This is a genomic window from Mobiluncus mulieris (genome assembly GCF_014204735.1).
Classification (GTDB): domain Bacteria; phylum Actinomycetota; class Actinomycetes; order Actinomycetales; family Actinomycetaceae; genus Mobiluncus; species Mobiluncus mulieris.
In genome coordinates, this window is sequence record NZ_JACHMA010000001.1 from 1,805,674 (window position 1) to 1,817,629 (window position 11,956).

The following is an 11,956-nucleotide window of genomic DNA, read 5'->3' on the forward strand; positions in this document are numbered from 1 at the left end:
TCGTCCCGGGGGATGATTTGCGAGTCTCGATAAACCCCCATGGACACATAGCGTCAAGATTACTTGACGACTCGCAGCTGTCCGAGCCTGTGACCTGGGGGTTTACTTAGCCTAATATTTTAGCAAAACGCTTATGTGTCCGCCGTCTTTAAGCAACCCAGATTAGAGACCTACGTCGTACCCCAAATGGCACCTCATGAACCCGGCGCCCCCGGCGAATCCACCGTACCCGCCAAACGCGACGGACGCGGCTTATTCTTCCCCGGCGGCAACTTGTCCAAACCGGGATTTTCGAAATTCTTCCAGCGCGTAATCGGAAAATACCGGAACAAAGCACGACCCACAAGCTGTTGCTCGTTGACAAAACCACCGTTTTCGTCATCCTGATGATACCGAGAATCCCCGGAATTATCCCGGTTGTCACCCATCACCCAGTACTTGCCTTTCGGCACCACCACGTCAAAAGGAAACGGCATGGATTTGAGCCCATCTTTAAGATACGGCTCGTCCAAAGGCTTGCCATTAAGCAATATCCGATTCTTGGCATCACAACACTTCACCGAGTCTCCGCCCACACCGATAACCCGTTTCACCAAATATCCCCCGGGATATTCGGGACGAATCCGCAGTAAACGCAGCCCCTTGTCAACGGCTTGCCCCAGGGCGGTCGCGTCGAAACCCGTGGGATTATCACTCTTGTATTCCGGGGGCAGCCAGTTATAGCGATCCTCGAACACCACAATGTCGCCACGTCGCACCGGCTGGAAGTTTTTCATCTCAGAGACAACGATTTGATCCCCGCGCAGCAGCGTATTTTCCATGGATTCCGAAGGAATCTTGAACTGTTGAAACATAAATGCCTTGATACCAGTGGTAATCAACAGCGTAGCGACAACCCCAACCAGAATGTCTTTCCACCAAGGACTTTGTTTGCGGTGTTTCTTTTTTTCTTCCCTCTTAGCAACCCGGCGGGCGCGGCGGGCGACACGGCGGCTGTGGGCAGCTTGGTTCGCCCCCTGGTTCGGCATTTCGGTGGTTTCACTCACGTCTTCGATTCTATCGGTATTACCCACCACTGCGCCGCAGCTAGGCCGTAGTCGAGCCGGATGCTAGATGGTGATATCCACGCGGTTGCGCGCGGCCTCCTGGACAGCGGCAGTCAGGAAGGCGATGGTTTGGCTGGTGTTTTCCCCGCTGATAACACTGGTAGTGTTCAGCTCCGCAACTTTAGTGGTTACTGATTGGGGCTTGCCGCCGATAATCAGTTCATCTACTAGCGGTTTCGGGGTCGCGGCGGGCAGGCGACAGACGCCCCCTTCGCACACCACGCCGGCCGGGACATCGGCAATCTGCAAGCGCGATTCAAGACCGGTATTACCCGTAATACCGGCATTCACCAGCTGGTTCACAGCCATCCTTTCTCTGTTGTTTCCAGTCCCGCGAGGGGATTTCAAAGTTTTTTCGCCAGAGCCTATCGGTTCTTTGGCTTCATAAGATGAATTCGACCGCGTGGTTGGCAATATTAGGATTCCGCCGGTGAACATTATTCGGGTTCATGAGGTGCCATTCGGGGTTTGCGGCGTTTTGCCGGGGATTTCTCGCAGGTCAAGTTTCGCCAATTTTTGCCTGGGGGCGTGTGGGATACTGGAGGCGTTGAGCATTTTGGGACAGGGCAGTTTCCCAGAAAGGCAGGGTGAACGGTGACGATTGAGAGGAATGCTGCTCGCGCTTTTACGGCGCGCTGGGCGGGGCACGGTTATGAGAAGGGCGAAGCCCAGAAGTTTTGGCTGGATTTGTTGGAACACGTTTTAGGATATAAACAGACGGAATCAGTTGTTTGAGCATCATTTGCCTGGCGGTGGGTTTATTGACGTGTGGGTTCGTGATAAGGATGGTGGCGATGATGAAAACCTTTACAGTTACGGCGCAGCGTGCCGGTAGGTGGTGGGCGTTGGAATGTGCCGAGGCTGAAAAGCTGGTGGCTTCTGCGGCATCAAGTTCCCGGTTGGTAGCCAAAGAAATGAAAGACGATGGTTTCACCTTGCGTGATATTGGGCAAGTTATGGGTATTTCCTACCAGCGTGCGGGGCAACTCGTGGCCGCCTGCAACAGAGATTGATAGTTAAATACAGTTTCATCCCACCAGCCGTGCCCCAGGTGGGGAGTCGTTAACCGCATTGCGCGGGGGATCCCGGATGGCACCTCATGAACCCGACTTTTAGCGGTATATCTGGCTATGGTCGCACTTCCACCTTGAATCCGGGAAGGCTGAGCTGGTTGATGTATCACTGCTATACTAGAGATATGTTTGGGATAGGGAGAAAGGCTGATGGAGATGGCTAGTGCTGATGTTGCTGTGAAAGCGCCAGTGAAGGATCAGGTTGTGGTGCGGGTGCCTCGGGAGGTGAAGAAGCGCGCCGAGGTGGCGTGCAAGGCTATGGGGCTGCCCATGTCCTCTGCGATTACTGGCTTTTTGCGCTATATCGGTGATGAACAGCGTATCCCCTTTGAATTCTCCGCGCCGCGAGACTCGTTTTATGACCCGGCACATATCGCTGAGCTAGAGAGGCGTGCCGCCGACATGGAAGCAGGGTTGCATATGCGCACTCATGAACTCATTGAGGTTCACGGTGATTAAAGCTTGGCATGATATGGCTTGGCAAGAGTATCTATCCTGGCAAAACCAGGATAGGAAGACCCTCAGGAGAATAAACCGACTTTTGACGGATATAGACAGAAATGACTACAACTGCACCGGCAGTCCAGAGTCTCTCAAAGGTAATCTGCAAGGTTACTGGAGCGTAAGAATCGACAAGAAGAACCGCATCGTTTTCCGCATTAAAGATGGCATCCTGGAAATAATCGAGTGCGGCGGCCATTACGAGAACAGTTGAGCATCACATGGACTACAAGCCGAGTTCCGGACTGTAGTATCGTGTGAATCATCAGTCCTAAACGACACAGTAACCATTGCGAATCCTTCTCGCGCAGTTGTCAATAGCTGAAAGAGAAATCCCGCCAAACGGCTCGCGTCCTAGTGCAGGCTGGAATCACCCAACGTGATGCCGCTAAATTGATGGGAATCTCTAACCAGCGTTTCTCCCAGCTAGTCAACGCCTAGAATAAATCATCATGAGAGCCGGTTCTGGACAAAACCAGCAGCAGCTCATCGCGCTCGATACGATAAATCACCAGCCAGTCCGCTTCAACATGTATTTCGCGGTAGCCTTGCCAGTTTCCTTTCAAGGCGTGGTCACGGTAGCGGGTGCGCAGCTCGGTGCGGTTTTGTTCTAAGAGAGCCTCGATAGCCTGGGCTAATTTCGAGGCATCGTAGTGTTTCTTGAAAAGTGCTTTAGCGTCGCGTTTGAACTGGTTGGTGCGAAAGACCCTAGTCAGCTGCATTGAGATCCGCCATGAGGTCGGCCACGCTATCGAAGTAAGCGCCGGTGCGGGTTTCGGCTTCTGTTCTTGCCAACGCGTTAGTGGCGCTGCCTCGGTGTGGAGTGAAGGGGATGCCGTTGCTGGCTATTGACTGGCGCAAAAACAGGTTAATCGCACTGCTCATGTCCAGACCCAAGTCTTGAAACAGCTTCGCAGCCCGGGTTTTCGTCTGGTCGTCAGTCCTAAACGACACGGTAACCATCGCAAATCCTCCTCGCGCAGTTGTCAATACGTTGTATATATTCTAGCGCTTTTCGGTGCGCGTTGCTCACAGTTTCATGAGGTGCCAGCCGGAAATCCAGGCTGCTGTCGCACTTCCACCTCGAGTCCGGGTTTACTAGGCAAGAACTGCCTATCGTGATAGGGTATTTTCGCGAAGCGGGGAGCGGTGTTCAAGAAACTCAAGCAAGCCGCCAGAGCCGCAGGTAAAGAGTTTTACCTCGAGGAACGCACCCGCCACCCCAATGTCACTATCAGGCAACCGCACGGATTCACTAGACTCTGGCCAGGTTCAAAATCGGGTATTCACCTGGCAGGATTGAGTGAAAATATTGAATTTGAGGTAAAAAATCGCCCGAAATCACAAAATTCTCACCAGTTTTTGCCACAAAGCAGCGAACGGAGGGTGACACTCGCCCAAACATTTGAGAATAGGCGTGTCAATGGCATAGCCTTGGAAACGTGAGTGAAACCGCAGGGGCTGTTGATGCCCTGGAAGAAAAACTGACCGAGGCACTGGAGCGTGTCGAGGCGCGCCTGGTCGAAGAAACCCGCACTGCCGCCGAAAACACCACCGAGATTGTTTCCCACCTGCGTGCCGCCGGCGGGAAACGGATGCGACCGCTACTGGTGTTGCTGATTTCCCAGCTGGGCAAGGCCGGGGGCGACGCGCCCATTAGCGAGGATTTGATTGCAGCTGGGGTGGCAGTTGAGCTGACGCATTTGGCTTCGCTCTATCACGATGATTTGATGGACGACGCCACGGTACGCCGGGGGGTCACCGCCGCGCATGTGAAGTGGAATAACACCTTGGCGGTGATGGCCGGGGATTTGATTTTCGCCCGCGCTTCGCTGATTGTCTCCGATTTTGGCCGCAAGTTGATGAAACACCATGCGCGGACCTTCCAGCGGCTGTGCCTGGGTCAGATGCACGACATTTTGGGGCCGGGCGCGACCGACGACCCGATTGATTTTTATCTGCACGTATTGCGCGAGAAAACCGGGTCGCTTATCGGCACGGCGGCGCTCTACGGCGCAGCCCTGTCCGGGTGTTCACCCGAAATCTGTACGGCCGTCACCGCTTTTGGTGAAGATCTGGGGGTCGCGTTTCAAATCGCCGATGACGTGCTGGATTTGCGTTCCACCGCTGCCGTTTCCGGGAAAACGCCCGGCGCGGATTTGCGCGATGGTACCAAGACCTTGCCGGTATTACTGTTGGAAAAGTCCGTGGCGGCGGGGGGCGCTTCGGATGCCGACAGGCACCTCATGAAAATGATTGGGGATCATGAGGCGCTATCCGCCGATGCGGCTCTGTCCGAAGTCGTCGACCGGCTCGCGGAGCATCGGGTGACCCGGGAGACTGCCGCGCTAGCCGAGACCTGGGTGGAGCGGGCGCTTGGGCACCTGGCGGTGCTGCCCGAGGGCGCGGTCAAGTCCGCGCTCACCGAGTTTTCCCGCCAACAAATCAACCGCCTCCACTAGCTTTCCGCTTGCCGCTCGGCTGCGGAGTGTACTGGAGACTATGACCATCCGCATCCCGCGTCAACTACGGAAGGGACGACAGTGAATGCTCATACCGTTGTGAATTGCGTAGGCACGCTTGATGATAGCGTCAAAATAAAAGTAAGCTCCAGTATGCACACTACAAGTGGGCGAGTTGGGAAAACATCCACGAGGGAGGGATATAAAAGGGTTAAAGGTTATGGCGATTTGGCATGCACATGGAATATAGAAACATATTATGCAGTTGCAGACGTCGAAATCTGGTATCCCGCCCCCTATGCGAGACCCTATGATTCATTTAGATACAGAAGCAAATTTAGGAAATTTAAGAAGAACGATAGCGGGAAATGTATACCGGTTGGAAAGGCAGTTGATAACCTGTAGTGTAGGGCTTGATAGAAACTTTTACAGCAAACAGCCATGAAGGAAATCTAAAATGATACTCAGGTTAATGGTAGGGTGAGTCTGTGCGCAAAATTTCGCAAGAAGAGGCTGAGTGGTTTGCGAGCTGGATGAATTCACAATCAACGCCGCCAATCTATTCAAAATACACAATTATTATTCCGCACGGAGAAAACACTATAGACTTCAATAGAGAATTCCCCGTACAAGGCTCCACATCGACATCGACCGAATGCCTCATTTCACCGCAACAAGCGAAAACATTGGATAGGACTTTTCTAAATCACCTCGCCGCAGAAACACCCTGCTGTTTAGCCATGTACGCCGGCTTTATCCACACAGCCTGGGGGGCAAAAAATAATTTCTATGAACCCGAGGGCACCTGGATGTTTGGTCTACTGAATTACGTGCTTTTCGCTACCAGTTTAGCTGAAGGCAGCTTCGGAGCCACAGAAGAAAGATGGCGGGGTGTCCTTACGGAACGTAGTTACCTGTGGGCCGAAGATCACTCCTGGTTCGCCTCCGCAAACCCAGATGCAGCCGGAACTATCGTAGGAACAGAAAGTAACGACCTGGCTAAAGCACTCCTGAACGAAAAAACCTTACGCGCGGTCTCGATACCGTATATAACCCTAAACGGTTTTACATAAACGGGTACGGATAACTCAACCAATCACCGCGTCTCTCCAGCCGTAATTCCCATTCGCAAAGGCCGCACGACAAAAGGTGAGCTGCGGGAAATCGGCGGCGCAGCGAGAGCGCCACGCGAGTTAGCGAAGACGGTGCAGCAACGGTGCAGCAATGTGCGACGCAAACGCGGGACTGGGGGGGGTGAAAGTTTTTGCACCAGCAAAAACTCGAGGGGCTGCGCCGCGCGGTGTCAGCCGCATATCGGCGCAGTAACTGGCGAAGGCGATTAAGCGGCGGCAACGATTTGCCGTCGCCGCCGAAGCACTAAAACACCCCCTCTCCGTCCCGCGTGCGCGCACATGCGAACCGTCGAGCGGCGAGCCGCCATAGCTACGCGAAGAGGGCGAGGACGGGCTGGACGAAGATACCGAGCGCCACGGTCCCCACGGCGCAGAGCACCACGACAGCCTTGGTCAATAGGTCGCCGGAACCGACGGAGGCGGTTTCCGCGCCGGGCTCTACCATGAACATCCGCATGATGACCCGGAAATAGAAGAACGCGGTGGCTACCGAAGCCAGCAGTCCCAGCAACACCAGCTCCCCGGCTCCGAGCTGCAAGCCCTCGCGGAACACCAGGAATTTCCCGATGAACCCACCCGTGAACGGGATGCCGGCGAAGGACATCAGGAACACGGCCATGGCCGCACCCAACACGGGATGCCGCCGCCCCAGGCCGTCCCAGGCGGACAACTGAGTGGCCTCGCCCAAAACTGTGGCATCGGCCGATTCCTCGCGCACCACCGAAATCAGGGCGAATGCCCCGATAGTGGCCACCCCGTAGGCTAGGACATAGAACAGCACGGCCACAGACGTGGCGGGTGCCGACCCCACCAGGGCAACCAGGATGAAACCGACATGCGCCACCGAGGAATACGCCAGCATCCGCTTGATGTCGGTCTGTACCACCCCCAGGAAGGTGCCCACCAGCACCGTGGCAACAATCACTGCCCATAGGAGAATCGACAAATCCCAAGACAAAAGACCAGTCACCATCATGGACAAACGCACCAGTACCGCAAATGCCGCGACTTTCACCCCGGAGGCCATGAAACCGGATATCGGGGCGGGCGCCCCCTGATATACGTCAGGAGCCCAGGCGTGGAAAGGCACCGCCGACACCTTAAAGAACAGGCCGACCAGCAGCATTGCCACGCCCACCAGCAGCATCCAGTCCAGGCCAGGGGCGACAGCTGCCAACTGGGTTATCTGCGCCAGATTCAAGGTTCCAGTGAACCCATAAATCAGGGCGATACCCATCAGGAAGAACGCGGAAGCGTAGGCACCCAGCAAGAAGTACTTAAACCCGGCCTCCTGGGACAAAAGCCGGCGCCGGCGTCCCATCGCCCCCAGGACATACAGTGGCAGGCTCATAATCTCTAGGGCTACAAAGAGCATCAACAGGTTCCCGGCCGCGATGAACGCCATCATTCCGCCGGTGGAAAACAGCAGTAGCGCATACATTTCAGTGCGCTGATACCGGGTCTTCATGGCATAGTTTTCTTGGGGGGAACCGGGAATATCAGCGGCCTGGGGGGCGAATGACCCGTCAACTGGTTCGGCGCGTCCCAGCACTACCAAGGCGGCCAGAATCGCGATGACCAGCAGCACCGCTTGAAAACCCAGGCTAAGCCGGTCTTCTATCAAGACACCGACCGCCAAAGCCCGACGCGCGCCGCCCGACACGGCGGTCAGCCGCCAGCCTACCAATGCCAAGGCCGCCACCAGCGACAGCAGCATAATCACGCCGTTGACGATGCTGCGCACGGCCGCGCTGGGCAAGGCCTCGACCAGGGTAGCCAGCACTGCCGCGCCCATCACCACAATAATCGGAGCCAAGCCGTCCCACTCCACGACGGGCGTGGCGGCTATCACGGGAAGTATCGCGTTTAGCATTACTTAGTGCTCCCTTCAGCGTGGTTTTCGGTTGGGTTTGCGGCATCCTTTTCATGAGGTGCCATTTGTCTGGTGCCCATAGACCCCAGATGCGGGCTTTGTACCGCATACATTTCGGCCGCATCGGGTTTCATCAAGTCGAGGGTGGGACCGGGCAGGAACCCGAGTCCCAACATAGCGAGTATTACTGGCACCATGATGAGTTTTTCTCGCGACCCCAAATCCGGGGCAGTGCGCACCCGGGCATCTGTCGGGCCAGTGAACAGATTTTGATAAGGCAACAGCAGGTACACGGCGGCCAATACTACCCCGAGTACCGCAAACAGTGCGGCGGCGAGGGAAACCTTGAAAGTGCCCACCAAAATCAGGTATTCCGGCAGGAATCCAGACAGACCGGGCAATCCGATAGCCGCGAGCCCGGAGGTCAGGAACAAACCGGCCAGGGTCGGGGTGACGCGCTGGAACCCGGAATAGGCCGCAATTTCTTGCGTCCCACCGCGTTCGGTGAGCCAGCCAGACAGCAGGAACATCCCGGCGATGGACACCCCGTGTGCCACCATGTAGAGCATCGCGCCTTCTATAGCCGTCTGGGAGCCGATATACAAGGCCATCACCATGAAGCCGAAGTGTGAAATGGAGGTAAAGGACACCAAGCGCATTAAATCCTTTGAGGCGATGGCGGCTAATGCCCCCCAGAGGATTGAAATCACCGCCAGCACTATCACCAACGGCGCCACCGCAGCCGAAGCAGCGGGGAAAAGCTGCCAACAGAACATAATCATGCCCCAAGTGCCGACCTTGTCCAACACCCCGACCAGCAGCACCGAGGTGCCACCTCGCGCCACTGCGGCGGTGGTGGGCAACCAGGTGTGCACCGGCACCATCGGGGCTTTAATCGCGAAAGCCAGCAAAAACGTCCACATGGTGAAGTAGGCCAGCGGGTTGGATCCTAAATCCAAGGCAGTGAGGTTATCCATGTGGAACAGCCCGGCCGGGGACTTCGTTACGGGCGCGGCGCCAACATAGACCGCAATCACCCCGAAGAGCATCACCAGCCCGCCAGCCAGGGAATAGAGCACAAACTTAATGGCGGCGTGGCGGCGACGCGCCGCCTCGCCGTGGCCAAAGCGCCCCACCAGGAAGTACAGCGGAACCAGCATGGCTTCGAAAGTTAGATAGAACAGCAGTAAATCCCGCGCGGTGAAAATCAGCACCATGCAGGCCTCGAGGCCGAGTATCAGTCCCGCGTAACCGGCGCGCGCGTCGGCATCCTGGTCTTCACGCCAAGACGAGAGTATCACCAGGGGGGTAAGCGCGGTGGCGAGGATAATCATCACCAGTCCCAAGCCGTTTACTCCCAGCGCCCAGGACAGGCCGATGGCCGGAATCCAGGGATAGGATTCGCCCAGCTGGAAGGCGGGAGCCGCCGCCGGGTTATAACTGGTGGCGGCCGCTACCAGCACCCCAGCCAGTTCCACCAGGGATACCGCCAGCGCTATCTCGCGTCCCAGGGGACGCAGCGGCTTGACCAACCACAACACCAGGGCAAAGACCAGCGGCCAGGCAACCAGGAGTGTCAGCCAGGGAATCGAACTGGCGGTGGGCAGAGTTGTTTGGGAAAAAACCATGTTCATTGTGTTACCTCTTCCTCACAGCCTGGTCACCAACACCAAGCACAGCGCTGCCACGGTTCCCGCCAGAGTCCAGGCAGCATAGCGACGCGGGGCACCGGTATGAACCGCCGAGCCGATACGCCCCAGCCACTGGGTCAGCCAACCGGTGGCCTCTACCAGACCATCCACCACCCGGCTATCGGTAACTTCCACGCCGCGCGCCAAGGTCATCACCGGAACAATCACGACTTTTTCGTTGACCACGTCTTGATACAGGTCATTTCGCGCGGCACTGACAATCGCGCCAGCCGCAGGGATAGCCCGACTAACTTCGCGGCGCAAGAACAGGACATAGGCCAGCAGCGCGCCAATAACTACGACCGTCAAAGTGAGAACCAACAGTACCATTTCTGGCAAGACGGGTTCGGGGTGGGCGGCGTGTTCCCCACTGGCGCCTAATGAAGCCGCACTTACCGAAAGCACCGGATCGAGCCACTGCACGAAAACGTTCCCCACCGACAGTACCCCACCAGCGGCAATCGAAAACACCGACAAAACCAGCAGCGGCACCGTCATCCAGGCGTTAGCCTCGTGCGGATGCACCGGGGCACCCTCTAGCTCGGTAGTCCAACGCGGGGAGCCGTGGAAAATCAAGAAGAACAGCCGCGACATATAGAACGCGGTGATACCCGCGCCAACCAGCGCGGTCAAGCCAAAGACCCAGGGATACCATTCACCGTAATGCGGATTTGGCAAGAAAGCCGCCTCGATGATTTTATCCTTCGAGAAGAACCCGGAAAACGGCGGAATCCCCAAGATGGCCAACCAGCCCACCAGGAAGGCGAACCAGGTGATTTTCATGACCCGGCGTAAGCCCCCGAAACGGCGCATGTTGACCTGGTCACTCATGGCGTGCATCACACAACCGGCCGCCAAGAACAACTGTGCCTTGAAGAACCCGTGCATCACCAGGTGGAAGATGGCGAAAGCCCACCCCACCGGGCCTAAGCCCGCGCCCAGCATCATGTAGCCAATCTGGCTCATGGTAGAAGCCGCGAGCACCTTTTTCATGTCGTCCTTGGCGCAACCCACCACGGCACCGAACACCAGGGTAATCGCCCCGATAATCGCCACCGCCAGCGCGGCCACCGGGGTTTGCACATAAATCGCGCCGGATCGCACCATCAGGTACACCCCGGCGGTAACCATCGTAGCCGCGTGAATCAGCGCGGAAACCGGGGTCGGACCAGCCATCGCGTCCCCCAGCCAGGCCTGCAAAGGGAACTGGGCGGATTTACCACAGGCCGCCAACAGCAAGAACATGCCAATGAACGTTGCCCAGGGAATACCACCACTGTTTCCGGCGGGTTCCCCCAGCACGGTGGCGAAATCCACCGCGCCGAAACGCGCAAACATCGCCATCATCGCTATCAAGAGTCCCAGGTCACCCACCCGGTTCATCACAAAGGCTTTCTTGGCGGCCAGGGCATTGTTGTGCACCTGGTTCCAAAAGCCAATCAGCAAATACGACGCGAGCCCCACGCCTTCCCAACCCATGAACAGCACCAGATAGGAATTACCCAAAACCAAGGTCAGCATCGCCGCCACAAACAGGTTCAGATAGGCAAAAAAGCGGCGCCGATCCGGGTCATGTTCCATGTAGCCCACGGAATACACGTGAATCAGCGAACCCACGAAAGTTACCAGCATCACGAAAGAAATCGACAAGGGATCAAGCAGCAACCCGAAATTGACCTGCAGTTCCGTGCCGGGCAGCCACTGCCACAGGGTCACAGCTTGCGCCCGCGCCTCGGGGGCACGCCCCAGCATTTCCACGAGCACGCCCCCGCCAATCCCAAAGGCCACCCAGGAAGCCAGCACCGACAGCCAGTGACCCCAGGCATCCACGCGTCGCCCCGCCACCAGCAGGAACAGGGCGCTGACCAGCGGAATCGCTATCATCAGTCCGGCGTAATTCGTTATCCCGGTCGCGGCTCCGTATTGCAGTTGAGCCGCCACTGTGGATAAAGTCGGCAGCGCGGCCGGCACCTCATGAACCGGCGCCCCGGCGAGCGAACCGACCGGCGCCCCGGCGAGCGAACCGACCGGCGCCCCGGAAAAAGCCCCGGCGACCGCCCTGACGGGCAAATCCGACACCGCCATCGCACCAAAAATATGTGCTAACGTGTTCATTC

The 11,956-nt window shown here is 57.0% G+C and carries 13 protein-coding genes and 1 pseudogene; 7 read left to right on the forward strand and 7 right to left on the reverse strand.

Annotated elements, in window-relative coordinates; genetic code table 11:
• Nucleotides 1–194 precede the first annotated feature (194 nt).
• Nucleotides 195–1,076 carry a signal peptidase I gene (gene lepB, locus F4555_RS08080; RefSeq protein WP_103758646.1) on the reverse strand — a complete coding sequence of 294 codons (882 nt, stop codon included), beginning with the start codon at nt 1,074–1,076 and terminating at the stop codon, nt 195–197.
• Nucleotides 1,077–1,109: 33 nt separating this feature from the next.
• On the reverse strand, nt 1,110–1,415 hold the full coding sequence (locus F4555_RS08085; RefSeq protein ID WP_004011630.1) for a hypothetical protein: 306 nt from the start codon (nt 1,413–1,415) through the stop codon (nt 1,110–1,112).
• Nucleotides 1,416–1,700: 285 nt separating this feature from the next.
• Between F4555_RS08085 and F4555_RS11595 the strand changes: the two are divergent.
• The 4 genes and pseudogenes from F4555_RS11595 to F4555_RS08100 form a co-directional block, all read left to right on the forward strand.
• Nucleotides 1,701–1,887: pseudogene (locus tag F4555_RS11595) on the forward strand (type IIL restriction-modification enzyme MmeI); the annotation flags it as partial.
• A gap of 13 nt (nt 1,888–1,900) precedes the next feature.
• Nucleotides 1,901–2,119: a hypothetical protein gene (locus F4555_RS08090; protein WP_004015262.1), complete on the forward strand. Its 219-nt coding sequence runs from the start codon at nt 1,901–1,903 to the stop codon at nt 2,117–2,119.
• A 210-nt stretch (nt 2,120–2,329) separates the two neighbouring features.
• A complete protein-coding gene (locus tag F4555_RS08095; RefSeq protein WP_004011623.1) occupies nt 2,330–2,638 on the forward strand; it encodes a type II toxin-antitoxin system RelB/DinJ family antitoxin in 309 nt (102 codons plus the stop codon).
• Between the two features lie 13 nt (nt 2,639–2,651).
• The gene (locus F4555_RS08100) at nt 2,652–2,894 is read left to right on the forward strand and encodes a Txe/YoeB family addiction module toxin (RefSeq protein ID WP_081456805.1); all 243 of its coding nucleotides are present in this window, start codon (nt 2,652–2,654) and stop codon (nt 2,892–2,894) included.
• A 223-nt stretch (nt 2,895–3,117) separates the two neighbouring features.
• On the opposite strand, the gene F4555_RS08105 is transcribed toward F4555_RS08100, so the two are convergent.
• Both F4555_RS08105 and F4555_RS08110 read right to left on the reverse strand, forming a co-directional pair.
• Nucleotides 3,118–3,402: a type II toxin-antitoxin system RelE/ParE family toxin gene (locus F4555_RS08105; RefSeq protein WP_004016233.1), complete on the reverse strand. Its 285-nt coding sequence runs from the start codon at nt 3,400–3,402 to the stop codon at nt 3,118–3,120.
• Nucleotides 3,389–3,643, reverse strand: coding sequence for a type II toxin-antitoxin system RelB/DinJ family antitoxin (locus tag F4555_RS08110; RefSeq protein WP_004011619.1), 255 nt, complete (start codon nt 3,641–3,643; stop codon nt 3,389–3,391). The genes F4555_RS08105 and F4555_RS08110 overlap by 14 nt, the downstream gene beginning before the upstream one ends.
• A 186-nt stretch (nt 3,644–3,829) precedes the next feature.
• Between F4555_RS08110 and F4555_RS08115 the strand changes: the two genes are divergently transcribed.
• The 3 genes from F4555_RS08115 (at nt 3,830) to F4555_RS11320 (ending at nt 6,215) form a co-directional block, all read left to right on the forward strand.
• On the forward strand, nt 3,830–4,126 hold the full coding sequence (locus F4555_RS08115; protein ID WP_036369748.1) for a hypothetical protein: 297 nt from the start codon (nt 3,830–3,832) through the stop codon (nt 4,124–4,126).
• On the forward strand, nt 4,123–5,142 hold the full coding sequence (locus tag F4555_RS08120) for a polyprenyl synthetase family protein (RefSeq protein ID WP_004018177.1): 1,020 nt from the start codon (nt 4,123–4,125) through the stop codon (nt 5,140–5,142). The genes F4555_RS08115 and F4555_RS08120 overlap by 4 nt, the downstream gene beginning before the upstream one ends.
• Nucleotides 5,143–5,630: 488 nt before the next feature.
• Nucleotides 5,631–6,215, forward strand: a complete 585-nt coding sequence (locus F4555_RS11320) for a hypothetical protein (protein ID WP_252865038.1) — start codon at nt 5,631–5,633, stop codon at nt 6,213–6,215.
• Nucleotides 6,216–6,585: 370 nt separating this feature from the next.
• Here the strand turns inward: F4555_RS11320 and nuoN are convergent, their stop codons facing one another.
• The 3 genes from nuoN to nuoL are packed head-to-tail and all read right to left on the reverse strand — an operon-like array spanning nt 6,586 to nt 11,954.
• Nucleotides 6,586–8,148, reverse strand: a complete 1,563-nt coding sequence (nuoN, locus tag F4555_RS08130) for an NADH-quinone oxidoreductase subunit NuoN (protein ID WP_004016226.1) — start codon at nt 8,146–8,148, stop codon at nt 6,586–6,588.
• Entirely contained in the window at nt 8,148–9,782 is a 1,635-nt protein-coding gene (locus tag F4555_RS08135; RefSeq protein ID WP_004011614.1) for a complex I subunit 4 family protein, read from the reverse strand. Before F4555_RS08135 ends, nuoN begins: the two co-directional genes overlap by 1 nt.
• A gap of 15 nt (nt 9,783–9,797) precedes the next feature.
• Nucleotides 9,798–11,954, reverse strand: a complete 2,157-nt coding sequence (gene nuoL, locus F4555_RS08140) for an NADH-quinone oxidoreductase subunit L (protein ID WP_115325828.1) — start codon at nt 11,952–11,954, stop codon at nt 9,798–9,800.
• Nucleotides 11,955–11,956 lie beyond the last annotated feature (2 nt).

Excerpts from the sequence above, each read along its gene's own strand:
- F4555_RS08085 (WP_004011630.1), bottom strand. The coding sequence starts at position 1,415 with ATGGCTGTGAACCAGCTGGTGAATGCCGGTATTACGGGTAATACCGGT.
- F4555_RS08090 (WP_004015262.1), top strand. The coding sequence starts at position 1,901 with ATGATGAAAACCTTTACAGTTACGGCGCAGCGTGCCGGTAGGTGGTGG.
- F4555_RS08095 (WP_004011623.1), top strand. The coding sequence starts at position 2,330 with ATGGAGATGGCTAGTGCTGATGTTGCTGTGAAAGCGCCAGTGAAGGAT.
- F4555_RS08100 (WP_081456805.1), top strand. The coding sequence starts at position 2,652 with ATGGCTTGGCAAGAGTATCTATCCTGGCAAAACCAGGATAGGAAGACC.
- F4555_RS08105 (WP_004016233.1), bottom strand. The coding sequence starts at position 3,402 with ATGCAGCTGACTAGGGTCTTTCGCACCAACCAGTTCAAACGCGACGCT.
- F4555_RS08110 (WP_004011619.1), bottom strand. The coding sequence starts at position 3,643 with ATGGTTACCGTGTCGTTTAGGACTGACGACCAGACGAAAACCCGGGCT.
- nuoN (WP_004016226.1), bottom strand. The coding sequence starts at position 8,148 with ATGCTAAACGCGATACTTCCCGTGATAGCCGCCACGCCCGTCGTGGAG.
- F4555_RS08135 (WP_004011614.1), bottom strand. The coding sequence starts at position 9,782 with ATGAACATGGTTTTTTCCCAAACAACTCTGCCCACCGCCAGTTCGATT.
- nuoL (WP_115325828.1), bottom strand. The coding sequence starts at position 11,954 with ATGAACACGTTAGCACATATTTTTGGTGCGATGGCGGTGTCGGATTTG.